We start from the raw sequence: 24,903 nt of genomic DNA on the forward strand, positions 1-24,903 counted from the left end.
CGCTCTTTAACAACTGAATCAAGCAATTCGTGTGGGTGCTTGTGGAGTCAGACTGCTAGTCAACAGATTATCAGCATCACAAGTTACTCCGCGAGAAATCAAAGATGTAACCAACGATTGCTGAGCCAAGTTTAGGGTTTTCTCAAAACCCAAAGATGTTTGAACTGAAGAGTTTGATCATGGCTCAGATTGAACGCTGGCGGCAGGCCTAACACATGCAAGTCGAGCGGTAGAGAGGTGCTTGCACCTCTTGAGAGCGGCGGACGGGTGAGTAATGCCTAGGAATCTGCCTGGTAGTGGGGGATAACGCTCGGAAACGGACGCTAATACCGCATACGTCCTACGGGAGAAAGCAGGGGACCTTCGGGCCTTGCGCTATCAGATGAGCCTAGGTCGGATTAGCTAGTTGGTGGGGTAATGGCTCACCAAGGCGACGATCCGTAACTGGTCTGAGAGGATGATCAGTCACACTGGAACTGAGACACGGTCCAGACTCCTACGGGAGGCAGCAGTGGGGAATATTGGACAATGGGCGAAAGCCTGATCCAGCCATGCCGCGTGTGTGAAGAAGGTCTTCGGATTGTAAAGCACTTTAAGTTGGGAGGAAGGGCATTAACCTAATACGTTAGTGTTTTGACGTTACCGACAGAATAAGCACCGGCTAACTCTGTGCCAGCAGCCGCGGTAATACAGAGGGTGCAAGCGTTAATCGGAATTACTGGGCGTAAAGCGCGCGTAGGTGGTTCGTTAAGTTGGATGTGAAAGCCCCGGGCTCAACCTGGGAACTGCATTCAAAACTGTCGAGCTAGAGTATGGTAGAGGGTGGTGGAATTTCCTGTGTAGCGGTGAAATGCGTAGATATAGGAAGGAACACCAGTGGCGAAGGCGACCACCTGGACTGATACTGACACTGAGGTGCGAAAGCGTGGGGAGCAAACAGGATTAGATACCCTGGTAGTCCACGCCGTAAACGATGTCAACTAGCCGTTGGGAGCCTTGAGCTCTTAGTGGCGCAGCTAACGCATTAAGTTGACCGCCTGGGGAGTACGGCCGCAAGGTTAAAACTCAAATGAATTGACGGGGGCCCGCACAAGCGGTGGAGCATGTGGTTTAATTCGAAGCAACGCGAAGAACCTTACCAGGCCTTGACATCCAATGAACTTTCCAGAGATGGATTGGTGCCTTCGGGAACATTGAGACAGGTGCTGCATGGCTGTCGTCAGCTCGTGTCGTGAGATGTTGGGTTAAGTCCCGTAACGAGCGCAACCCTTGTCCTTAGTTACCAGCACGTTATGGTGGGCACTCTAAGGAGACTGCCGGTGACAAACCGGAGGAAGGTGGGGATGACGTCAAGTCATCATGGCCCTTACGGCCTGGGCTACACACGTGCTACAATGGTCGGTACAGAGGGTTGCCAAGCCGCGAGGTGGAGCTAATCCCACAAAACCGATCGTAGTCCGGATCGCAGTCTGCAACTCGACTGCGTGAAGTCGGAATCGCTAGTAATCGCGAATCAGAATGTCGCGGTGAATACGTTCCCGGGCCTTGTACACACCGCCCGTCACACCATGGGAGTGGGTTGCACCAGAAGTAGCTAGTCTAACCTTCGGGAGGACGGTTACCACGGTGTGATTCATGACTGGGGTGAAGTCGTAACAAGGTAGCCGTAGGGGAACCTGCGGCTGGATCACCTCCTTAATCGACGACCGCAGCTGCTCCATGAGCTCCCACACGAATTGCTTGATTCATTGAAGAAGACGAAAGAAGCAGCCAAAAGGGTTGTAGCTTGGTTGGTTAGAGCGCACCCCATGCTCTGTGGTAAAGAGCAGGGTGAGGTCGGCCTTAGTAGCTCGAAATTGGGTCTGTAGCTCAGTTGGTTAGAGCGCACCCCTGATAAGGGTGAGGTCGGCAGTTCGAATCTGCCCAGACCCACCAATTTTGTGTGGGAAACGCCTGTAGAAATACGGGGCCATAGCTCAGCTGGGAGAGCGCCTGCCTTGCACGCAGGAGGTCAGCGGTTCGATCCCGCTTGGCTCCACCACTACTGCTTCGATTGTATAAAGCTTAGAAATGAGCATTCCATCGGTTCGATGGTGAATGTTGATTTCTAGTCTTTGACTAGTTCGTTCTTTAAAAATTTGGGTATGTGATAGAAAGATAGACTGAACGTTACTTTCACTGGTAACGGATCAGGCTAAGGTAAAATTTGTGAGTTCTCTTAGTTGAGAAATTCGAATTTTCGGCGAATGTCGTCTTCACAGTATAACCAGATTGCTTGGGGTTATATGGTCAAGTGAAGAAGCGCATACGGTGGATGCCTTGGCAGTCAGAGGCGATGAAAGACGTGGTAGCCTGCGAAAAGCTTCGGGGAGTCGGCAAACAGACTTTGATCCGGAGATGTCTGAATGGGGGAACCCAGCCATCATAAGATGGTTATCTTGTACTGAATACATAGGTGCAAGAGGCGAACCAGGGGAACTGAAACATCTAAGTACCCTGAGGAAAAGAAATCAACCGAGATTCCCTTAGTAGTGGCGAGCGAACGGGGACTAGCCCTTAAGCTTCTTTGATTTTAGCGGAACGCTCTGGAAAGTGCGGCCATAGTGGGTGATAGCCCTGTACGCGAAAGGATCTTAGAAGTGAAATCGAGTAGGACGGAGCACGAGAAACTTTGTCTGAATATGGGGGGACCATCCTCCAAGGCTAAATACTACTGACTGACCGATAGTGAACTAGTACCGTGAGGGAAAGGCGAAAAGAACCCCGGAGAGGGGAGTGAAATAGATCCTGAAACCGTATGCGTACAAGCAGTGGGAGCCCACTTTGTTGGGTGACTGCGTACCTTTTGTATAATGGGTCAGCGACTTATTTTCAGTGGCGAGCTTAACCGAATAGGGGAGGCGTAGCGAAAGCGAGTCTTAATAGGGCGTCTAGTCGCTGGGAATAGACCCGAAACCGGGCGATCTATCCATGGGCAGGTTGAAGGTTGGGTAACACTAACTGGAGGACCGAACCGACTACCGTTGAAAAGTTAGCGGATGACCTGTGGATCGGAGTGAAAGGCTAATCAAGCTCGGAGATAGCTGGTTCTCCTCGAAAGCTATTTAGGTAGCGCCTCATGTATCACTGTAGGGGGTAGAGCACTGTTTCGGCTAGGGGGTCATCCCGACTTACCAAACCGATGCAAACTCCGAATACCTACAAGTGCCGAGCATGGGAGACACACGGCGGGTGCTAACGTCCGTCGTGAAAAGGGAAACAACCCAGACCGTCAGCTAAGGTCCCAAAGTTATGGTTAAGTGGGAAACGATGTGGGAAGGCTTAGACAGCTAGGAGGTTGGCTTAGAAGCAGCCACCCTTTAAAGAAAGCGTAATAGCTCACTAGTCGAGTCGGCCTGCGCGGAAGATGTAACGGGGCTCAAACCATACACCGAAGCTACGGGTATCACGTAAGTGATGCGGTAGAGGAGCGTTCTGTAAGCCTGTGAAGGTGAGTTGAGAAGCTTGCTGGAGGTATCAGAAGTGCGAATGCTGACATGAGTAACGACAATGGGTGTGAAAAACACCCACGCCGAAAGACCAAGGTTTCCTGCGCAACGTTAATCGACGCAGGGTTAGTCGGTCCCTAAGGCGAGGCTGAAAAGCGTAGTCGATGGAAAACAGGTTAATATTCCTGTACTTCTGGTTATTGCGATGGAGGGACGGAGAAGGCTAGGCCAGCTTGGCGTTGGTTGTCCAAGTTTAAGGTGGTAGGCTGGAATCTTAGGTAAATCCGGGATTCCAAGGCCGAGAGCTGATGACGAGTTACCCTTTGGGTGACGAAGTGGTTGATGCCATGCTTCCAAGAAAAGCTTCTAAGCTTCAGGTAACCAGGAACCGTACCCCAAACCGACACAGGTGGTTGGGTAGAGAATACCAAGGCGCTTGAGAGAACTCGGGTGAAGGAACTAGGCAAAATGGCACCGTAACTTCGGGAGAAGGTGCGCCGGTGAGGGTGAAGCACTTGCTGCGTAAGCCCACGCCGGTCGAAGATACCAGGCCGCTGCGACTGTTTATTAAAAACACAGCACTCTGCAAACACGAAAGTGGACGTATAGGGTGTGACGCCTGCCCGGTGCCGGAAGGTTAATTGATGGGGTTAGCTAACGCGAAGCTCTTGATCGAAGCCCCGGTAAACGGCGGCCGTAACTATAACGGTCCTAAGGTAGCGAAATTCCTTGTCGGGTAAGTTCCGACCTGCACGAATGGCGTAACGATGGCGGCGCTGTCTCCACCCGAGACTCAGTGAAATTGAAATCGCTGTGAAGATGCAGTGTATCCGCGGCTAGACGGAAAGACCCCGTGAACCTTTACTATAGCTTTGCACTGGACTTTGAATTTGCTTGTGTAGGATAGGTGGGAGGCTTTGAAGCGTGGACGCCAGTCTGCGTGGAGCCATCCTTGAAATACCACCCTGGCAACTTTGAGGTTCTAACTCAGGTCCGTTATCCGGATCGAGGACAGTGTATGGTGGGTAGTTTGACTGGGGCGGTCTCCTCCTAAAGAGTAACGGAGGAGTACGAAGGTGCGCTCAGACCGGTCGGAAATCGGTCGTAGAGTATAAAGGCAAAAGCGCGCTTGACTGCGAGACAGACACGTCGAGCAGGTACGAAAGTAGGTCTTAGTGATCCGGTGGTTCTGTATGGAAGGGCCATCGCTCAACGGATAAAAGGTACTCCGGGGATAACAGGCTGATACCGCCCAAGAGTTCATATCGACGGCGGTGTTTGGCACCTCGATGTCGGCTCATCACATCCTGGGGCTGAAGCCGGTCCCAAGGGTATGGCTGTTCGCCATTTAAAGTGGTACGCGAGCTGGGTTTAGAACGTCGTGAGACAGTTCGGTCCCTATCTGCCGTGGACGTTTGAGATTTGAGAGGGGCTGCTCCTAGTACGAGAGGACCGGAGTGGACGAACCTCTGGTGTTCCGGTTGTCACGCCAGTGGCATTGCCGGGTAGCTATGTTCGGGAAAGATAACCGCTGAAAGCATCTAAGCGGGAAACTTGCCTCAAGATGAGATCTCACTGGGACCTTGAGTCCCCTGAAGGGCCGTCGAAGACTACGACGTTGATAGGCAGGGTGTGTAAGCGCTGTGAGGCGTTGAGCTAACCTGTACTAATTGCCCGTGAGGCTTGACCATATAACACCCAAGCAATTTGCTGACTCGAAAGAGCACCAGATTGCGGTGTGTGAAGACGAAACGAACCGAAAGTTCGAATCTCACAAAACACCAACGCTATCACATACCCAATTTGCTGAAGCGAGGCCATCAGACCACGACTCAGTACCCGAATTTCTTGACGACCATAGAGCATTGGAACCACCTGATCCCATCCCGAACTCAGCAGTGAAACGATGCATCGCCGATGGTAGTGTGGGGTTTCCCCATGTGAGAGTAGGTCATCGTCAAGATTAAATTCCGAAACCCCTATCTGCTGATGCAGGTAGGGGTTTTGTTTTAGTAAGAGTCATCGATTTTACCGACACGTTGCTGTTGAACGGGTTGGACACCGAATTTCTTGACGACCATAGAGCATTGGAACCACCTGATCCCATCCCGAACTCAGCAGTGAAACGATGCATCGCCGATGGTAGTGTGGGGTTTCCCCATGTGAGAGTAGGTCATCGTCAAGATTGAATTCCCAGGCCCCCTGTCTGCTGATGCAGACAGGGGTTTTGTCGTTTTTGGGCCGGTAATCGGATCGAGCCTCTGATGCCCCGGCAAACCCCCAATGCCGTTGCTATGCTGTTGTAGTCGGGCTTTGGCGACCCAAAAGCCCGCGACGGTCACTGGTCATGGGGATTCCAATAATGAAAAACCCTTATGCTCCCGGCTTTTGGTGTGCGACTGCGGCATTGCTGCTGCTCTCAGCCACTTATTTCTATGGCGTCATGCTCACTCACCAGATCGACAAGGCGCTCTTGTTCCTCGATAGCGCTGCGGCGTTGATTGGCGTGATATCCATTGCAATCGTGGCCTGGGCATCGCTTCAGGGCCAACGCATCAAGAAAAAACACCTCGAGCAAGGCAAGACCCTGGTGCTGATTTGGGACACCAAAGTGGCGCTGCGCCGTGTCGAAACGGTGTTTGACCGTTATTTCTGGGGCAGCTATTGGCAGCCAGGCCGCACCTTCCAGGAAGTCATGGGCGAGCTCACCGGCACCCCGCTGGAGAAAAGCCTGGAGGCTCTGAAAACCCAATGCGCAGCCTTGGACAAGCAAGTCACCCAAGAAGGCTGGCACTGGCTCAACAACGCCCGTGAATTGTGTGACGTGGCTAACGCCATGGCCCGGGAGCGCTATCAACTGGACTTTTGCGATTCACGCGCAGAGTCATCGGGGGCGGCGGTGATCAATCGCGATTTTGAAGTGCTGGTGTACACCTGGACGGCCCGACTCAAGACTTTCGATCATCAGCTCGACGAAATCGAAGTCCAATATTCGTAGACCACCTCTCAAGAAAACGTTTTTACCCCTATAAACATTGGGCCCGCAAGGGTGCCTGATGGTAATCTCCCCTCCTCTTTACGGCGTCGAGCCACACCCTTCGCGGGTCAGGGAAGACGACGGCTTTCTTCAACCATGGATATCGATCGGGTCACTCATGAATAAATCAGCAAGCGTACTTCTGGGAATCGTTGTGGCTGTCGGAGCTATCAGCGCGGGTGGCGCCTGGTACACCGGAACCAAACTCGAAGGCGTGTTGAAAAATGCTATTGCCGATAGCAATAAGCAGATGCAGACAGCCTTGTCCGGATCCAACAGCACTGCCGCCCTGGAGCTGGTTTCCATGGACCGTGGCACATTCAGCAGCACCGCCCACTACCGCCTCAAAGGCGAAGGCGAGATATTCGGCGGCGAGTCGGTCGAGCTGCTCTTCGTCGACCGGATCGAGCACGGCCCACTACCATTCTCGCGTTTGATTACGCTCAAGTGGCTGCCGGTCATGGCCACCAGTCACACCGCTCTCGAGCGCAATCCACTGACAGACAAGTGGTTCGCTGCCACCAAGGACCAGTCCCCGCTCAAAGGTGTGGTCAACCTGGGTTACGACGAGTCCATCAACGGCACCTATGAGCTGCTGCCATTGGAGACGAAGCTGGATGAGCAGTCCCAACTCACCTTCTCCGGCCTGAAGATCGACGTGGCCGCCAGCGCCCAGGGACAGAAAGTCAAGGCTGACGGCTACATGGACAGCTTCAAGTTGACCACCGTCGCCGAAGACCAGACACCAGTGCAGGTCGAGCTGAACGGCCTGACATTGGCCAGTAACCTGAGCAAAAGCACCTACGGTTACTACATGGGTGACAACACCCTGCTGATGAGCAGCACCAAGGCCACCTTTGGCGAGCCGAAGTCAGTGCTGGGCCTGAAGAACTTCGAAATGAAGAACAGCAGCAGCGAGAACGGCACCAGCGCTTCGGGGCGTGCCGATTACAAGATCGGTGAGTTGTCGTTCAACGACAAGACCATTGGTTCGGCGCAGATGGCGGTCAGCCTGAAGAACCTGGACATCCCGGCCACCATGTCGCTGATGCAGATTTACCAGACCAAGCTGCAACCCTATGAAAAAGCCGCTGCCGAGGCTGCTGCGGCCGGTGAGCCAGCGCCAGAGTTGAGCCTGACCGAAGCCGAGGAAGCCCAGGTCAAGGCCGACCTGGAAAAACTCCTGGCCGGTGCTCCGCAAGTGGCCTTGGAAAACCTGTCGTTCAACACCGCCAACGGTGAAAGCCGTGCCAGCCTGATCGTTGATCTGGCCAAGCCGCAGTCCATGGACTTGCCACCAGATGAATTGGGCCGTCAATTGCTCGCCCTGCTGGATTTCAATCTCAAGGTTTCCAAGCCGATGCTGGTGGACCTGATGACCGTGCAGGCACAGATGGAAGGCCAGACGGATGCCAAGCTGATCGCCGATCAAGCCACCGCCACCAGCGACATGTTCAGTGCGATGGCAGTGGGTACTCAGCTGGCGACCCTTGAAGGCAACGATGTGGTCACCAAGCTGCACTATGCCAACAATCAGGTCGACTTCAACGGCCAGAAAATGACCGTTGAGCAATTCACGGCATTTGTGATGAGCAAGCTGGGTGGTGGTGGCGTCGCCGTCCAGTAACGCGTTCGAGCAGTACCCCAAGCCCGGCCCGTGCATGATGCATGGGCCGGGTTTTTTTATGCCCACCGATCTGCCCTGCGCCGAAATCTGTATCGATTCTGAAGAATTGTGGCGTTCCTGAATATGCCCCGTCCGAGGGTGCAAGACTAGGCCCATTAGAGCTTGGCTGGATTCCTTGATCCGGCTTCCTGTTTGATGGGCAAGGGGGCACTGCGACCCGGCTGGCCATGTAAGGATGCTGACGAATGCCGCGTACTGTGGGTCCTTTTATTCATCGTGGTTTGCGCCCGTTGTTTCGCGTCGCGCTGTGCAGCCAATTGTGCTGGCCGATGCTGGTGCTTGCCGATACCGCCTATGACCAAATGGTGCTCGATGCCCGTGCGGGCCATTACACGCCTGCGCTGACCGCGCTGCGCCAGGTGCCGGCCGACCGGGCCAGCGCCGCGCAGATCAGTGACCACCTGCAAATCGCCAGTTGGGCCGGTCTCGACGCCGAGGTGGTGAACGTCTATGAGGCCCAGGGCCGTTATCGAACGCTGCCCGTCCAGGCGTTGACTGCAACGGCCCGTGCCTATCGCAACCTCAAGCGCTGGGATTCGGCGGCCGAGCTGTACCGCCAGGCCTTGGTGATCGACCCTCAGAATCCTGATTTGCAACTCGGCTTGGCCTTGACCCAGGCCGATGCAGGCCGGCCCGACGAAGCTGTCACGCGCGCCAAGGCCCTGGTGGCTACCAAGCCGACAGATCCGATGCGTCGACTGGCCCTGGGTTATGCCTTGACCCGCGCCGACAGCCCCCACGAAGCGCTGTTTGAATACGACCAAGCCTTCACCCGCGCCGGCAACAGCCCAGAGGTAGCACGCGAATACATCTACGCCCTGCAACGCGCGCGGCTGCCGGAGCCGGCGCTGCGCTTGGCGCGTCTACAGCCGGGGTTGATCGACCGTGGCGTGCAGCGGCGCCTGGAGGGTGACGTCGCGGCCGAACGGGTGCGCCTGGCGGACATGGCCAGCCGCAGCGAACAGGAGCGCTTCGTCATTGCCGACCGCGCCCTGGCCGACTACGACAAGTTGCTCGCCACCTGGACTCCGGTAGCCGAAGCCAAAGACGACGTGCTCCGTTGGCGCATCGATCGCATGGGCGCCCTCAATGCCCGTGCCCGTCGGGCCGAAGTGATTGCCGAATATCAGAAGTTGCTCGCCGAGGCTGTGAGTATTCCTACCTATGCCCTTCGCTGGGTGGCTTCTTCCTATCTGGAGCAGCGGGAGCCGGAGATCGCCGTCGACCTGTACCGCCGGGTCCTGATCGCGCCGGATGCCGATCCTGCGGAGCGCTTTGAAGACAGCACCGCGCTCTACTACGCGCTGTTGGAAAGTGAAAAATCCGAAGAGGCCCGTGCCCTGGCCGAAGACATGGCGAAAGCCCAGCGTCCACGCGTCGAACTCAAGGGCCTGCCGATCGGTAACCCCAACGATGAATGGATGGACGCCCAGCAACTCGCTGCCCAGGCCGGCACCTACGGCGCCGACCTGCCTTCTGCCGAAGCACGCCTGGAAACCTTGGTCAATCAAGGTCCCGGGAACACGGGTATGCGCCTGGCCCAGGCCGATCTGTACCAGGCCCGTGACTGGCCGCGCCGTTCGGAAAGCCTGCTCAAGGAAGTCGAGGCGACGATCCCGCGCAACCGTGATCTGGAAGTCGCCCAGGCGCGTGCTGCCATGGATTTGCAGGAATGGCGGCAGATGGATGCGCTGACCGACGACGTGGTCGCCCGCTACCCGGAAAATGCCCACGTCAAACGCCTGCAACGCCAGCGTGAGGTCCACGACATGGCCGAGCTGCGCATCGAGGCCTATACCGGCAAGAGCTATGGCGGTGGTAGCGGTGACGCCGGTGCAGTCACTGGCAGCCGGGACTTTGGCATCGAAACGCTGCTCTACAGCCCACCCATCGATGAAGACTGGCGGTTGTTCGGCGGTGCCGGCTACGCCACTGGTGATTTCGAGGAAGGCACCGGCCATCACCGTTGGCAGCGCCTGGGTGTGGAGCGTCGCACCCGCGACATGACGCTGGAGGCCGAGGTGTCCAATCACTCTTATGGTTCCGGTGACAAGCAGGGCGCGCGCGTGGCGGTGGCTCGGGACATCGACGATCACTGGCAGTACGGCGGCAGTTTGGATTATCTCTCGGCCAATACCCCGCTGCGGGCCCTCAACAGCGGGATTCGCGCCAATGGCGGTAGCGGCTTCGTCCGGTGGCGTGCCCATGAAAGCCGCGAGTGGCGACTGGCTGTCAGCCCGTCCCATTTCAGCGACGGCAACAACCGCCTCGAAGCCCTGCTGACGGGTCGCGAGGGCATCTACAGCGCGCCGCGCCTGCAAGTGGAACTGGGCCTGGAAGTGGGCGCAAGCCGCAACAGCGGCTCCAACGAAGTGCCTTATTTCAATCCGGAATCGGATTTCAGCGTCATGCCGACCGTGAGCGCCAACCACGTGTTGTACCGCCGCTACGAAACCACGTGGAGCCAGCAATTCCAGGCCGGCGCGGGTACCTACAGCCAGCGCGACTACGGCACTGGGGCCATGGGATTGCTCAGCTACGGTCAGCGTTTCATCTGGAACGACGTACTGGAGGCCGGTGCCGCGCTGAGCTGGCTCAACCGCCCCTACGACGGCGATCGTGAAAGCGATCTGCGCCTGCTTGTCGACCTCACCTATCGCTTCTAGAAGAGTTTGAAGATGCCTGTCATTTCGCGATTCATCCTTCTGCTGGGGGCCTTGCTGATCAGCGCTTGTGCCCAGCAAGCCCCGGCCTTCGCGCCACCTTCGCAGCGTCCGCTGGCGGCCAATGACGCCCCGTGGCCGAAGAACCATGTGCTCGGCATCGCCTACCACGATGTCGACGACCGAGACCCGGACCAGGCACTGGTGGCCGTGCGCACCGAACGCTTGATCGAACAGCTGGCGTGGCTGCGAGAAAACAACTACCAGCCGGTCACGGTGGACCAGATCATCACCGCCCGCAATGGTGGCCCGGAATTGCCGCCGCGTGCGGTGCTGCTCAGCTTCGACGACGGCTACTCGAGCTTCTATACCCGCGTCATGCCCATCCTGCGCGCCTATAACTGGCCGGCGATCCTCGCCCCGGTCGGCAGTTGGGTGGATACGCCGCTGAACCAAACGGTGGATTTCGCCGGGGTGCCGCGCAAGCGTTCCGAGTTCCTGACCTGGGAGCAGATTCGCGAGGTGTCCAAATCGGGCCTGGTGGAAATCGCCGCCCATACCGACGCCAATCACAAGGGCATCCTCGCCAACCCGCAAGGTAACCAGCAACCCGCCGCGACCACCCGGCGCTACGACCCCGCCACCGGTCGTTATGAGACCGAGGCCGATTTCCAGGCCCGCCTGCGCAAGGACGTGGCGGCCATATCCGAGAAGATCCGCAAGGTCGCCGGCTACAGCCCGCGCGTCTGGGTCTGGCCTTACGGTGAAGCCGACGGCACGGCGTTGCAGGTGATTGGCAGCGAGGGTTATCAAATGGCCCTGACCTTGGAAGACGGCCTCGACAGCCTGGATAACCTGATGAGCGGCCCACGCTTCCTGGTGGCGTCCGATCCCGATGGCGCTCATTTCGCCGAAAGCATCGTGTCCGTGCAGACGATGGATCCGATGCGCGTGGTGCATGTCGACCTGGATTACGTCTATGACGCGGACCCGGTGCAGCAGGAAGCCAACGTCGGCAAGCTCGTCCAGCGCATTTCCGACCTGGGCGCCAATACCGTATTTCTCCAAGCCTTCGCCGATCCGAAAGGCGACGGCCTCGTGCATTCGTTGTACTTCCCCAACCGTCACCTGCCGGTACGCGCTGACCTGTTTGACCGGGTTGCCTGGCAGTTGCGTACCCGGGCCAATGCCAACGTTTATGCCTGGATGCCGGTGCTCAGTTTCGCCCTGGACGCGAAACTGCCACGGGTCCAGCGCTGGGACCCGGAAACCGGCAAGATCGGCGTCGCCCCGGACCAATACGTGCGCCTGTCGCCATTTGATCCGAAGGTGCGCCAGATCATCGGCGAAATCTACCAGGACCTGGCGCGGATGAGTTCGTTGGATGGCGTTCTGTACCATGACGACGCGGTGTTCTCCGATTTCGAGGATGCCAGCCCCGCGGCCCTGAAAGTCTATGCCGCCCACGGCTTGCCGACGTCCATCGCCGCCCTGCGGGACGATCCTGCGGCGATGCAGCGCTGGACCCGCTTCAAGAGCCGCTACCTGATCGACTTCACCCATGAGCTGACCGCCAAGGTGCGGGCGATTCGCGGCCCGCAGATCCTGACGGCGCGCAACATCTTTGCCGAACCGATGCTCAATCCGGAAAGCGAAGCCTGGTTCGCCCAAAACCTCGACGACTTCCTCGGCGCCTACGACTGGACGGCACCGATGGCCATGCCACTGATGGAAAAGCAGACCCCCGAACAATCCGGCCCCTGGCTCGAGCGCCTGGTGGACACCGTCAAGGCTCGTCCCGGCGCGCTCAAGCGCACGGTGTTCGAATTGCAGGCCCGTGACTGGCATAGCAAGCCGGCCAGCGACATCGACGGCAAACAACTGGCCGACTGGATGGGACGTCTCAAGCGCAAAGGCGTGACCAGTTTCGGCTACTACCCGGACAACTTCATCGAAGACCAGCCGGCGGTGAAAACCGTGCGGCCGGCGCTCTCCAACAAGTGGAATCCTTGACATGCTCGACAGACTGCTCGCCCTGCTGGTGCTGGCGATCGTCCTTGGGGTGCCCCTGGGCCTGATCTTCCTGGTCACCGGGCAATTCCTGATGGACTTCGTGTTCTTTTACCCGCTGTTCATGTCCGGGCTGTGGATCGCCGGCGGCCTGTATTTCTGGCTGCACTGGGAGCGCCACTGGCCTTGGAAGGACGACACCTTGCCACCGGCCCTGGCAGGCGAGCCGCTGATCAGCATCCTGATCCCGTGCTTCAACGAAGGCGACAACGTCGCCGACACCATTCACGCGGCGCTGGGCCAGCATTATCCGAACATCGAAGTCATCGCCATCAACGACGGCTCCAAAGACAACACCGCCCAGATGCTCGATCAATTGGCGGCCGAAGACCCGCGCCTGCGCGTCCTGCACCTGGCGGAAAACCAGGGCAAGGCCGTGGCCCTGCGCATGGGGGCCATCGCGGCGCGCAGCGAATACCTGGTGTGCATCGACGGTGATGCGCTGCTGGCGCCGAACACCTGTGCCTACCTGGTGGCGCCGATGCTGGACAACGCCCGCCTCGGCGCTGTGACGGGCAACCCGCGCATCCGTACCCGTTCAACGTTGATCGGTCGGGTCCAGGTCGGTGAGTTTTCCTCGATCATCGGCCTGATCAAGCGCACCCAGCGGGTCTTTGGGCGAATCTTCACCGTGTCCGGCGTGATCGTCGCGTTCCGTCGCACGGCCCTGCACCGGGTGGGCTACTGGAGCCCGGACATGATCACCGAAGACATCGACATCAGTTGGAAGCTGCAGTTGGATCACTGGAGCATCTTCTACGAGCCCCGTGCGCTGTGCTGGATTCTCATGCCTGAAACCCTGCGCGGCCTTTGGCGGCAACGGCTGCGCTGGGCCCAGGGCGGCGCCGAGGTGCTGTTCAAGAACATCCGTGGCATCTGGCAATACCGCCACCGCTACCTGTGGCCGTTGCTGTTCGAATACTGCCTGTCCACCGGTTGGGCGTTCACCTTCCTGCTGTCGGTGATCTTCTGGGGCGCCGGTAAATTCGTCGAGATGCCAGCCGCCATTGCCGTGGATCACCTGATGCCGCCGGCGTTCACCGGCCTGTTGCTGGCGGTGGTGTGCCTGCTGCAATTCGCGGTGAGCATCCTGATCGACCGGCGCTACGAAAAAGGCCTGTGGCACATCATGTTCTGGGTGGTCTGGTACCCGTTGGTGTTCTGGCTGATCAGCCTGTTCACCACCCTGGTGAGCTTTCCCAAAGTGCTGTTCGGGCAGCATCAGAAGCGTGCGCGCTGGATCAGTCCGGATCGCGGCATCAAACCGTTCGACGATCAGGAAGAGGAAGTGATCCGATGAAAATTATCAGGACCCGGCAACGGCCTTTTCTGGTGGTCATCGATGCGTTTTTCACCGTGCTGGCGTGGGTGGGGCTTTTGTATTTGCTGGTCAATGGGCTATGGCCGCTGCTCGACAGCCAGGCAGGTCCGCGCCTGGGCGGGTCGCTGTTCGACACCCTGGCTACCTTGCAGGTCTATGGTTGGATTGCGTTGGTCAACGCGGTGCTGTTGATTACCTGGGCCCGTTATCAACAGCGCAAAAGCCGCAGCTTCGCCCAGCGTCGACTGCCGGTGCCGGCGGTGGATGACCAAGGCTTGAGCGCCAGTTTCAAGTTGACCGACGAGCGTCTGGACACCTTGCGCCAGCCTGGCTCGAAGATCATCCACAACAACCAGGAAGGCGACATCAGCCACGTCGTGCCGCATTTCCATCTGCTCAGTCCGGAGTTGCAACCTCCGCCCCTGGCGCCGTTGGAGCGGCCACGGGTGATTCACTTACCGGCGGATCAGTCCGTGCATTGATGCAAGCTGTGCCGACGCTTTCGCGAGCAGGCTCGCTCCCACAGGGGCTTGGGGTTGTGGCGGATAGTTCGGTCCACACAGAACAAAACTGTGGGAGCGGGCTTGCTCGCGAATGCTGCGTGTCAGTCAATATTGATGCGGGCTGACACACCGCTTTCGCGAGCAAGCCCGCTCCCACAGGGGATTTGGAGCTAGGACGAAAAATCCCGGATCAGCCGCCACGCCTCGTCCACCGGCAACGGTTGTTTCATGCGCTGGGCCAGCGCCGCCATCGCCCGGCCTTCATCGCAGGCCACGGCGGCGGCGACTAGGCCGTTCTTGCCCAGCAAGGCGATAAAGGGCGGATGCTCGGGCGTACCCTTGAATTCCACTTCGTCCCAATGCTCGGCGTGACCGAGGTAGTCGTAGCGTTTGCCAAAGTGATACGTCCAGAAAAACGGCACGTCCAGATAGTGCTCGTCGCCCCCGAGCATATTTGCGGCGGCGATGCGCGCCTGTTGCTGGGCCAGGCGCCAATGTTCGATGCGCACAGGCGCGCCGTTCAGGGGGAAGGTCGCGATATCACCCACGGCCCATACGCCATCCGCCACACGCATGCCCGCGTCAACCGACAGCGACTCGTCCTGTTCCCGTGGCAGCTGTGCAAACGGCTCGGTGGCCGGGCGCACGCCGACGCCGATGACCACCAGGTCCGCGGCAAAACGCTGGCCGTTATCCAGCACCACGGCTTCGACCTTGTGCGAGCCCTCGATCCGCGCCGCTTCGCCGTCGGTGTGGTACACCACGCCGTTGGCCCGATGCCGGGCAAGGATGGCCTGGCCGACGCTTTCCCCCAACTGCGCGGCGAACGGCACCGGGTGCCGGGCCAGGACAGTGACGCTCAGCTCGCGCTTGCGCAGGGACGAAGCGACTTCCAGGGCAATGAAACTGTCGCCGATGACCACCGTCCGTTGCCCTGGCCGGACCGCGTCGAGAATCTGGCGGGCGTGGGCGATGGAACGCAGCACGAAGACTTGCGGCAAATCGATGCCAGGCAACGCTAGCGTCTTCGGCTCCCCGCCCGTGGCGATGAGCGCGGCGTCGTAGTCCAGGCGCCGGCCATCGGCGAGGTGGATTTGCCGGGCACCAGGGTCCAAATGGGTGGCCTCGCCATGGAGCCTTTCGATGCGTTGCTGGGTGAAGTAAGTTTCATCGCGCAGCGGCGCCGTCTCGTTGACCGCCATGTCGCCGGCCAACACATATTTGCTCAGCACCGTGCGGTCGTAGCCGGCTTCGGCTTCGCGGTCGATCATCAGGATGCGTCCGCCAAAGCCCCTCTCCCGCAACGCCGCCGCGCAAGCCGTGCCGGCCGCACCGGCACCGATAATGACGAACGTGCGCGCGTCATCGGCCGGCGGGACTTTATCGGCCGGCAGTGGCTGGTCATCGACCCAGACGTCACCGTCCCGCACCTCGACGTGATAGCGCGTCAGGCTGTCGAGGGCCGGCGGCTCGCACAGGGCGCCGTCTTCAGCCCGGAACGCCGCCTTGTGCCATGGGCATATCAGCCGTCCATGACACACCGCGCCCTTCGCCAGAGGGGCGCCGGCATGGGGGCATTTGCCTTGGAAGGCGCGCACCTGATCGCCTGCACGCAGCAGCAGGATAGGGGTGTCGTTGATCTTGACTTCGAGGCCGCGGTCTTCGCGAACGTCGGCAAAACGGGCGACTTGATGCAGAGACATGATCGTTCTCCGGCTGGCGTTTCCCGTTGGAGTCGCAGGGCCGGAACGAGGTTCAGCGCAATTGTCACTGCACCCTTGGCGAAGCTGCGGCTATAGTTCGCAAGCCGTCCATGGCCTGACACGCACAAGGTGCCCCGGTATGACCCGATTGAAGATTCTCACCCCTTGGCTGGCGGCCGTCGCCCTGGTGCTGTGCGCACAAGGGGCTGCCCAGGCCGAGGAGCGTTTTACCCTCAGTATTCCCGGCGTGTCGGACGACCGTCTCTTCACTGCCGCGCAGGCCAGTGACGCCAACACCTGCGGTGGCAAGAACATTTCCCCGGCGCTGAGCTGGAACGCCGGCCCGCCAGGCACCCTCAGCTACGCCATCGTCATGTTGGACCCGGACGGCCAACGGGGCCAGGGTGTCGACCACTGGGTCCACTACGGCATCAAGGCCTCCACGCGGCAGATTCCGACGGGCGCCGGAACCAAGTCCTCGTTGGAAGGCATGAGCGGTATCAACAGCAAGAACACCCACGGCTACATCGGCCCATGCCCGCCTATCGGCGACAGCGCTCACCATTACCTGATCCAGCTCTTCGCCCTCGACCTGCCGCCGGAAGCCTTGCCCGCCGGCCTCACACGGGCCCAACTGATGGAAAAAATCAAAGGTCACGTCTTGCGCAACAGCAGCGTCGTGCGCCGCTACCACCGCTAGACAACGCAACTCCCCGTGGCGAGGGAGCTTGCTCCCGCTGGGCTTCAAAGCAGCCCCATGACGCTGGCCCAGACACAACATTGGCATCACGCGCCAAAAGCGAGCACTATCGAGCCCCTGTTCACTCATGCCGGAGGATGGCGATGACGCAGAAACCCGACGGCATCGCCCGCCTCTTGAACTGCCCCACCAAGGGCGACGAAATACGCCGGGCCATTGCCCAGAGCCGCAAGGATTTCCTGCCTGTCGACGAGGCCGAAGACGCCGAGCCAGGCCAGCCACCGGTTGAACCGGTGGACAATGATCGCGACGACTGAGCCGTCGCCTCTTTCAACCGACTTGTTCAAATCTGCCTATGACTGCTGCCACTGTTCTAACCGGTGATCGATTCAGCCGCTCCGATTACAAAACCCTGGGCCTGGCCGCCTTGGGCGGCGCGCTGGAAATCTACGATTTCATCATCTTCGTCTTTTTCGCCCTGACCCTCAGCCAGTTGTTCTTCCCGCCGGAAATGCCCGATTGGCTGCGCTTGCTGCAAAGCTTCGGGATTTTCGCCACCGGTTACCTGGCCCGGCCCCTGGGCGGCATCCTCATGGCGCACTTTGCCGATCGCCTGGGGCGCAAACGCGTGTTCAGCCTCAGCATCCTGATGATGGCCTTGCCGTGCCTGCTCATCGGGGTGATGCCGACCTACGCGCAAATCGGTTATTTCGCTCCGTTGCTGTTGCTGGCGCTGCGTATTTTGCAGGGCGCGGCGGTGGGCGGCGAGGTGCCCAGCGCCTGGGTGTTCGTGGCCGAACATGCGCCGTTGCATCATCGCGGCTATGCCCTGGGTTTCCTCCAGGCCGGCCTGACCTTCGGCTACTTGCTGGGTGCCTTGACCGCAACGGCGCTGGCGCGGATCTACACGCCGGCGGAGATTCTCGATTACGCCTGGCGTCTTCCGTTCCTGCTGGGGGGCGTCTTCGGGGTGATCGGCGTCTGGTTGCGCCGTTGGTTGAGCGAAACGCCGATCTTCGTGGCCCTGCAAGCCAATCGCGAAGGCGCTGCGGAACTGCCGTTGCGCACGGTCCTGCGCGACCACCGCCAGGCCTTGCTGCCCGCCGCCATCCTGACCTGCGTGCTGACCTCGGCCGTGGTGGTGTTCGTGGTCATCACCCCGACCGTGATGCAAAAAAGCTTCGGCATGACCCCCAGCCACACCTTCGCCCTGAGCAGCCTGGGCATCGTCTTCCTGAACATCGGCTGCGTCCTCGCCGGCCTGATCGTCGACCGCATCGGCGCCTGGCGCACCGTCATGCTCTACAGCCTGCTGCTGCCCCTGGGCATCGCCGTGCTCTACGCCAGCCTGATCAGCGGCAGCGCCTGGCTGGGCCTGGCCTACGCCGTGGCCGGCCTGGGCTGTGGCGTGGTCGGCGCGGTGCCATCGGTGATGGTCAGCCTGTTTCCGCCGAAGATCCGCGTGTCCGGCATCTCGCTCACGTACAACATCGCCTATGCCCTGTGGGCGAGCATGACCCCGTTGATGCTGATCGCCCTGGTGCCGTGGAGCCCGTGGGTGTGCGTGGGGTATTGCGTGGTGATGGGCGCGGTGGGCGTGGCTGCGGCGGCGTATTTTCCCGGGCGGCATGGCAAGGCAGCGCAGCAGTCATTGGCGTGCGAAGCCTAATCGGGATTTTCAATCGGACCGCACTCTGCAAGACCAGACAACTTGAGCGCGCGTTCAAACCCCGTAGAATGCAGCCGCCATTCACGCCGCTACCCCTCAAGGACGAATTCAAACATGCGAGTATTTAGCCTCTTCCTGGCCCTCTGCCTTATGGCAGGCTGCGCTTCCAAGCCCGATTACTACATTTCCCCTGCGCCGGTGGCGATCCCCGAGACCGCCACCTATTGGATCGACACGTTCAACGTTGAAGTCGTCGGCAAAAACGAACGCTTCCTGCCTGACGAAAAAGTTCGCGACAAGTTGCACACCGACCTGATCGTCCGCCTGCTCGACGGCAATCGTTATGCCTCCAGCAAGGAAACCGCGGACTATCTGTTGGATATCAATGCCGTCTATGCGCGCCGTATTCAAGATACCCAAGGTGGCTTCATGAGCAATATCGTTGCCGACGGTACGTATCTGGCCAGTGTCGATTTCAATTATCAGGTCAAGGTGAAGAAGGCCGGTGTCGAGGTGTTGCACTTTGCCCAGGCCCGCCAGGGGCTGATGCCGGGAGGGGCGGTCGGCCAACTTGAGGCCATGAGAGGCATTGCGGGCGCCCTGACGAACAGGGGCAACTCCGATGTCGAAGACTATTACACCGGTCATTTGAGCGGATTCATCGACGACGACCTGCGGGGCATTCCGTCCCGCTAGCAATGCCTGCGTAGCGGGCACCGGGCTGGCCACGTTCAAGGTGGCCAGCCCCGTCTTTGCAGCGCTGGAAAAAATATTTCTTGGTCGTTAACCCGAACCGCGTGTGCCCTGCGTCTGACGCTGTGAACGGATCATTCATTCACGAGGTTCAGCCCATGTCCCGTCCACTTCTTTTTATGCGTCCTGCTGCCCAAGGTTTCGCCGTGACTTTGCTGGTGGCGTTGGCCGGTTGTGGGTTGTCTTCCTCCCGGGAGACGGCCATTCCATCCGAGCCGGTGTCCGTGGCGCCCAGCGTCGTACCGCAAGGCGAGATCGCCGAAGTGCGTCAGTCGACGGTCAAGCGCATGCTCATGAAGCCGGCAGCGATGCCCGCCCCCAGCGTAGCGAGCGATGCCATCGCTGCGGGTTATCGCGCCGAGCCGCGTGAACAGTACGAAAAGCTCCCGGACAACCCGATTCACAGCGTGGCCGAAACACCGGTCTCGACCTTTAGCGTGGATGTCGATACCGGCAGCTATGCCAATGTGCGACGTCTGCTCAACCAAGGCAGCCTGCCACCCGAAGGGGCGGTGCGGCTGGAGGAAATGGTCAATTATTTTCCGTATAGCTACGCCCTGCCCACCGACGGTTCACCCTTTGGCGTGACCACCGAAGTGGCCCCGTCACCGTGGAACCCCCACACCCGCTTGCTGCGCATCGGCATCAAGGCCAGCGACCGCGCCGTGGCGGACCTGGCGCCGGCCAACCTGGTCTTCCTGGTGGACGTTTCCGGCTCCATGGACCGTCGCGAAGGCCTGCCGCTGGTCAAGAGCACGCTGAAACTGCTGGTGGACCAATTGCGTGACCAGGACCGAGTGTCGCTGGTGGTTTATGCCGGTGAATCCCGGGTGGTGCTCAAGCCCACGTCGGGTCGCGACAAGGCGACAATCCGCAACGCCATCGATCAACTCGACGCCGGTGGTTCCACGGCGGGCGCTTCGGGTATCGAGCTGGCCTATCAGATGGCGCGGGAGAGCTTCATCGACAAAGGCATCAACCGCATCCTGCTGGCCACCGATGGCGACTTCAACGTCGGGGTCAGTGATTTCGACAGCCTCAAGCAGATGGCGGTGGACCAGCGCAAAAGCGGGGTATCCCTGACGACGCTGGGCTTCGGTGTGGATAACTACAACGAACACCTGATGGAACAATTGGCCGACGCCGGTGACGGTAACTACGCCTACATCGACAACCTGCTCGAAGCGCGCAAGGTCCTGGTGGACCAACTCAGTTCCACCCTGGCGGTGGTGGCGCGGGACGTGAAGTTGCAGGTGGAATTCAACCCCGCCCAGGTCAGCGAATATCGCCTGTTGGGCTATGAGAATCGCGCATTGAAGCGTGAGGACTTCAACAATGACAAGGTCGACGCGGGCGAGATCGGCGCCGGGCATACGGTGACGGCCTTGTATGAAATCGTTCCGAAGGGTGCGCCGGGCTGGTTGGAGCCGCTGCGCTATGGCAGTACCCCTAAGTCGGAGGGCACCTCGGGTGAATTGGCCATGTTGCGCGTACGCTACAAGCCGGCGGAGGGCGGCAGCAGCCGATTGATCGAGCATCCCATCGCCAGCGTACAGAACGACCGCAAGCCCAGCGATGACCTGCGCTTCTCCGCCGCCGTGGCGGCCTTCGCCCAACAGCTCAAGGGCGATGGGCGCTACACTGGGACGATGACCTTGAAGGACACCGCGCAATTGGCGCGCTCGGCCCGCGGTGACGATCCGTTCGGGCTGCGTGGCGAGTTTGTGCAGTTGGTGGAGCTGGCCCAGAGCCTTGAGCCTGCGGCCAAGCGCTGATCCCGAGCGCAACGCGGATCAAATGTGGGAGCTGGCTTGCCTGCGAAGGCGGGGTGTCAGGCACAGAAGTTTCGCCTGGCGCGCCGCCTTCGCGGGCAAGCCCGGCTCCCACAAGGTCCTCTGCAATTGGCAAGACCGTGTTCTACATCGAAAGGAGTTCGCCCCCCACATGCCCGCTGCGCTTGATCCTCCCAGCGACGAATCGCTGCTGGCCCGCTACCGCAATGGCGACGGGGCTTCTTTCGAAGCGTTGTACGCCCGCCATCGACAAGGGCTTTACCGCTTTCTCGTGTCCTTGAGCAACAAAGCCGAACTGGCCGAGGAAGTGTTCCAGGACACCTGGCTCAGCCTGATCCGCAGCACCACCCAGCCACAAGGCCGGGCGAGTTTTCGCACATGGCTGTTCCAGATCGCCCGCAACCGCTTGATCGACCACTGGCGCAAACACGGCGTCCATAACCCGTTGCACGACAGCTACGACGAGCAACTGCACGTCCAGCCCGACGACACCAGCGGCCCCGAGCAACAGCTGAGCCTGAGTCGCGACCAGGCGCGTCTCGATGCCGCGTTGCAGGCCTTGCCCGAGGACCAGCGCGAAGTCTTCCTGCTGCGCCTGCACGGCGACCTGGAGCTGCCACAGATTGCCGCCCTGACCGGTGCCCCGCTGGAAACGGTCAAGAGCCGCTTGCGTTACGCCCAGCAGAAACTGCAGCGACTGCTGGCCGAGGAGGTACCCGCATGATCGACCCCAAACACACCCCGGACCTCGACGACGAAAGGCTTGTTGAGCATTACCGCCAACACGCCAGCGGCGAGCCGCCGGCCTCCCTGGACGCCTTCATTCTCGCCACCGCCCGTCGCGAAGCCCCCGCGCCTGCGCCCAGCCTGTGGCAACGCTGGCTGCAGATGTGCCAACAGCCGCGCTGGCAGATGGCATTCGCCACGGTCGCCGGCGTGGCGCTGATGATCGGCCTGGTGGTGCGCACCCCAGTGCCCCACGACGAGCTGGCGGCACCCGCGTCGATGGAGTTTTCCGCCGATCGGCAAGCGCCCGCCGTTGCCGCTGCACCGCCGCCGGCCATGCCCGCCCCCGCACCGATCACGCGCATGGCGCCCCAGGGCGAACTGGCCCGGGCGCCGATAAGCCCCGTGCAATCGTTGGCGGAAAAGCCCGCGGCGAAGATGAGCAAATCCGCGCCGGCTGCATTGCCGTCGCTGGAGCAAGGCTTGATGGAAATCCTGCGTTTGCGGCAGGCGGGGGATACCAAGGCCGCAGATGAAAAACTGCTGGCGCTGCACAAGCGTTTTCCCAAGGAAGACTTGCCGGCGCGGTTGGAGGCGTTGCAAAAGCGTTGAAGTTGGCAGCGTCCGTGGCGAGGGAGCTTGCTCCCGCTGGGCTGCGCAGCAGCTCCAGAACCATTCAACAGGGGAGCATCAGGAAACGGCTGTCAGGTTTTTACGACTGCTGCGCAGCCGAGCGGGAGCAAGCTCCCTCGCCACAAGGCAGCAAAAACAAGAAAACCCGCACAAGGCGGGTTTTTGGAGAGACTCGTAGACTGTCCGGGACAGGTCTAGCTTTTTCGATATGGTGCACCAGGCGGGATTCGAACCCACGACCCCTGCCTTCGGAGGGCAGTACTCTATCCAGCTGAGCTACTGGTGCAGCGCGGGCGCCATGATACTCATATGCGTGGCGGGCGTCCATGCTACTGAATCGCCTGCGTTTTCGTGCGGCTCGGCGGCTGTTGGCTACGCTGATCAGAAAAAACGGGCAAATGAGGCTTTTTCGTTCTTTTTTTCGAACAGGCTATTGTCCTTCACCCCTATCGGCCCTAGGATTCGTTTGAGATTTCAAACGCTCTTGTCTGGGTGCTGAACCGCACGTCTGTGCTTATGTGCGTTATTTCTGTGCTTCAGCCCGGTGAATGATTTCCCTGACGGCAGCCCCCGAGGCGCCTTTCTACAACTCTAATTCGCTCCGCGTGCGCGCGGTGCTGTTAAGGAAAGCCGACATGCAGCTTAAAGACACCCAGTTGTTCCGCCAGCAAGCCTTTATCGATGGCGCTTGGGTCGATGCGGACAATGGTCAGACGATCAAGGTCACCAACCCGGCGACGGGCGAAGTACTGGGCACTGTGCCGAAGATGGGCGCCGCCGAAACCCGTCGTGCGATCGAAGCCGCCGACAAGGCGCTGCCGGCCTGGCGTGCGCTGACTGCCAAGGAGCGCGCCAACAAGCTGCGCCGCTGGTATGAATTGCTGATTGAAAACCAGGACGACCTCGGTCGCCTGATGACCCTCGAACAAGGCAAGCCGCTGGCCGAAGCCAAGGGCGAAATCGTCTACGCCGCCTCGTTCATCGAATGGTTCGCCGAGGAAGCCAAGCGCATCTACGGTGACGTGATTCCCGGCCACCAGCCCGACAAGCGCCTGATCGTGATCAAGCAGCCAATCGGCGTGACCGCGGCCATTACCCCGTGGAACTTCCCGGCCGCGATGATCACCCGCAAGGCCGGCCCGGCCCTGGCTGCCGGTTGCACCATGGTCATCAAGCCGGCTTCGCAAACGCCGTTCTCGGCCCTGGCCCTGGTGGAACTGGCGCACCGTGCCGGCATTCCGCAAGGCGTGCTGAGCGTGGTCACCGGCAGCGCCGGCGACATCGGTGGCGAGCTGACCAGCAACCCGATCGTGCGCAAGCTGTCCTTCACCGGCTCGACCGAGATCGGTCGCCAACTGATGGCCGAATGTGCCAAGGACATCAAGAAAGTTTCCCTGGAACTGGGCGGCAACGCGCCGTTCATCGTGTTCGACGACGCGGACCTGGATAAGGCCGTCGAAGGCGCGATCATTTCCAAATACCGCAACAACGGCCAGACCTGCGTTTGCGCCAACCGCCTGTACATCCAGGATTCGGTGTACGACGCGTTCGCTGAAAAACTCAAGGTGGCGGTGGCCAAGCTCAAGATCGGCAACGGCCTGGACGATGGCACCACCACCGGTCCGTTGATTGATGGCAAAGCGGTCGCCAAGGTGCAGGAACACATCGCCGATGCCGTCAGCAAAGGCGCGACCGTGCTGTCGGGCGGTAAGGCGATGGAAGGCAACTTCTTCGAGCCGACCATCCTGACCAACGTACCGAAAAACGCCGCCGTGGCGAAGGAAGAAACCTTCGGCCCGCTGGCGCCGTTGTTCCGCTTCACAGACGAAGCCGAAGTGATCGCGATGTCCAACGACACCGAGTTCGGCCTGGCCTCGTACTTCTATGCCCGCGACCTGGGCCGTGTGTTCCGTGTGGCCGAGGCCCTGGAATATGGCATGGTCGGCGTCAATACTGGGTTGATTTCCAACGAAGTCGCGCCGTTTGGCGGCATCAAGGCTTCGGGTCTGGGCCGTGAAGGCTCCAAATACGGCATCGAGGATTACCTGGAAATCAAATACCTCTGCCTGGGTATCTGATCTGCTTCAAGCGCAAGGGGCACGAGAGCGCTGTCCCCTTGCGCGTTTCACCCGTTCTGTTTCTTGTGGCCGGAACGTT

At 59.9% G+C, this 24,903-nt stretch carries 15 protein-coding genes, 3 tRNA genes and 4 rRNA genes; 20 read left to right on the forward strand and 2 right to left on the reverse strand.

The features are described 5' to 3' along the window. The first annotated feature begins 161 nt into the window (after window positions 1–161). The 12 genes from HU715_RS21295 to pgaD all read left to right on the forward strand — a co-directional run bounded on the left by HU715_RS21295 (window position 162) and on the right by pgaD (window position 14,748). A 16S ribosomal RNA gene (locus HU715_RS21295) occupies window positions 162–1,698 on the forward strand. Window positions 1,699–1,858: 160 nt separating this feature from the next. Continuing rightward, window positions 1,859–1,935 (forward strand) — tRNA-Ile (locus HU715_RS21300). A gap of 30 nt (window positions 1,936–1,965) precedes the next feature. After that, window positions 1,966–2,041: transfer RNA gene (locus HU715_RS21305), tRNA-Ala, on the forward strand. A gap of 246 nt (window positions 2,042–2,287) precedes the next feature. Beyond that, window positions 2,288–5,179, forward strand: a 23S ribosomal RNA gene (locus HU715_RS21310). 156 nt (window positions 5,180–5,335) lie between these two features. Then, window positions 5,336–5,451 (forward strand): 5S ribosomal RNA (gene rrf / locus HU715_RS21315). Window positions 5,452–5,557: 106 nt separating this feature from the next. Then, window positions 5,558–5,673: ribosomal RNA gene (gene rrf, locus HU715_RS21320) — 5S ribosomal RNA — on the forward strand. Together the 16S, 23S and 5S rRNA genes with 2 tRNA genes alongside form the textbook arrangement of a ribosomal RNA operon. Before the next feature lie 177 nt (window positions 5,674–5,850). Next, a complete protein-coding gene (locus tag HU715_RS21325; RefSeq protein ID WP_186710838.1) occupies window positions 5,851–6,486 on the forward strand; it encodes an NADH:ubiquinone oxidoreductase subunit N in 636 nt (211 codons plus the stop codon). 157 nt (window positions 6,487–6,643) lie between these two features. Beyond that, window positions 6,644–8,152, forward strand: coding sequence for a YdgA family protein (locus HU715_RS21330; protein WP_186710840.1), 1,509 nt, complete (start codon window positions 6,644–6,646; stop codon window positions 8,150–8,152). Window positions 8,153–8,397: 245 nt separating this feature from the next. Next, window positions 8,398–10,878: a poly-beta-1,6 N-acetyl-D-glucosamine export porin PgaA gene (gene pgaA / locus HU715_RS21335; protein ID WP_186710843.1), complete on the forward strand. Its 2,481-nt coding sequence runs from the start codon at window positions 8,398–8,400 to the stop codon at window positions 10,876–10,878. Window positions 10,879–10,890: 12 nt separating this feature from the next. Further along, entirely contained in the window at window positions 10,891–12,888 is a 1,998-nt protein-coding gene (gene pgaB / locus HU715_RS21340; RefSeq protein ID WP_186710845.1) for a poly-beta-1,6-N-acetyl-D-glucosamine N-deacetylase PgaB, read from the forward strand. A 1-nt stretch (window position 12,889) separates the two neighbouring features. Next, the gene (pgaC, locus tag HU715_RS21345; RefSeq protein WP_122566756.1) at window positions 12,890–14,245 is read left to right on the forward strand and encodes a poly-beta-1,6-N-acetyl-D-glucosamine synthase; all 1,356 of its coding nucleotides are present in this window, start codon (window positions 12,890–12,892) and stop codon (window positions 14,243–14,245) included. Beyond that, complete coding sequence (gene pgaD / locus HU715_RS21350) at window positions 14,242–14,748, forward strand: poly-beta-1,6-N-acetyl-D-glucosamine biosynthesis protein PgaD (protein ID WP_186710847.1); 507 nt, start codon at window positions 14,242–14,244, stop codon at window positions 14,746–14,748. Before pgaC ends, pgaD begins: the two co-directional genes overlap by 4 nt. 191 nt (window positions 14,749–14,939) lie before the next feature. Here the strand turns inward: pgaD and HU715_RS21355 are convergent, their stop codons facing one another. Beyond that, on the reverse strand, window positions 14,940–16,472 hold the full coding sequence (locus HU715_RS21355; RefSeq protein ID WP_186709967.1) for an FAD-dependent oxidoreductase: 1,533 nt from the start codon (window positions 16,470–16,472) through the stop codon (window positions 14,940–14,942). Between the two features lie 139 nt (window positions 16,473–16,611). Between HU715_RS21355 and HU715_RS21360 the strand changes: the two genes are divergently transcribed. The 7 genes from HU715_RS21360 to HU715_RS21390 all read left to right on the forward strand — a co-directional run bounded on the left by HU715_RS21360 (window position 16,612) and on the right by HU715_RS21390 (window position 22,725). Further along, window positions 16,612–17,172, forward strand: coding sequence for a YbhB/YbcL family Raf kinase inhibitor-like protein (locus HU715_RS21360; RefSeq protein WP_186709968.1), 561 nt, complete (start codon window positions 16,612–16,614; stop codon window positions 17,170–17,172). A gap of 143 nt (window positions 17,173–17,315) precedes the next feature. Next, window positions 17,316–17,489 carry a hypothetical protein gene (locus HU715_RS21365; RefSeq protein WP_186709969.1) on the forward strand — a complete coding sequence of 58 codons (174 nt, stop codon included), beginning with the start codon at window positions 17,316–17,318 and terminating at the stop codon, window positions 17,487–17,489. A gap of 38 nt (window positions 17,490–17,527) precedes the next feature. Then, complete coding sequence (locus tag HU715_RS21370) at window positions 17,528–18,841, forward strand: MFS transporter (protein WP_186709970.1); 1,314 nt, start codon at window positions 17,528–17,530, stop codon at window positions 18,839–18,841. Window positions 18,842–18,955: 114 nt separating this feature from the next. Beyond that, window positions 18,956–19,537, forward strand: coding sequence for a hypothetical protein (locus tag HU715_RS21375; protein WP_186709972.1), 582 nt, complete (start codon window positions 18,956–18,958; stop codon window positions 19,535–19,537). A 155-nt stretch (window positions 19,538–19,692) separates the two neighbouring features. Next, window positions 19,693–21,369, forward strand: coding sequence for a vWA domain-containing protein (locus HU715_RS21380; protein WP_186709974.1), 1,677 nt, complete (start codon window positions 19,693–19,695; stop codon window positions 21,367–21,369). Between the two features lie 169 nt (window positions 21,370–21,538). Then, window positions 21,539–22,111 (forward strand): RNA polymerase sigma factor, encoded by a 573-nt coding sequence (locus tag HU715_RS21385; protein WP_186709975.1) that lies wholly within the window; start codon window positions 21,539–21,541, stop codon window positions 22,109–22,111. Next, entirely contained in the window at window positions 22,108–22,725 is a 618-nt protein-coding gene (locus HU715_RS21390; protein ID WP_186709976.1) for a hypothetical protein, read from the forward strand. The genes HU715_RS21385 and HU715_RS21390 overlap by 4 nt, the downstream gene beginning before the upstream one ends. 230 nt (window positions 22,726–22,955) lie before the next feature. On the opposite strand, the gene HU715_RS21395 is transcribed toward HU715_RS21390, so the two are convergent. Continuing rightward, window positions 22,956–23,032, reverse strand: a tRNA-Arg gene (locus HU715_RS21395). A gap of 349 nt (window positions 23,033–23,381) precedes the next feature. Here HU715_RS21395 and gabD point away from each other — a divergent pair. Beyond that, window positions 23,382–24,824 carry an NADP-dependent succinate-semialdehyde dehydrogenase gene (gene gabD / locus HU715_RS21400; protein ID WP_186709977.1) on the forward strand — a complete coding sequence of 481 codons (1,443 nt, stop codon included), beginning with the start codon at window positions 23,382–23,384 and terminating at the stop codon, window positions 24,822–24,824. Window positions 24,825–24,903: the final 79 nt, after the last annotated feature.

This window comes from Pseudomonas zanjanensis, assembly GCF_014268745.2.
Lineage (GTDB): Bacteria > Pseudomonadota > Gammaproteobacteria > Pseudomonadales > Pseudomonadaceae > Aquipseudomonas > Aquipseudomonas zanjanensis.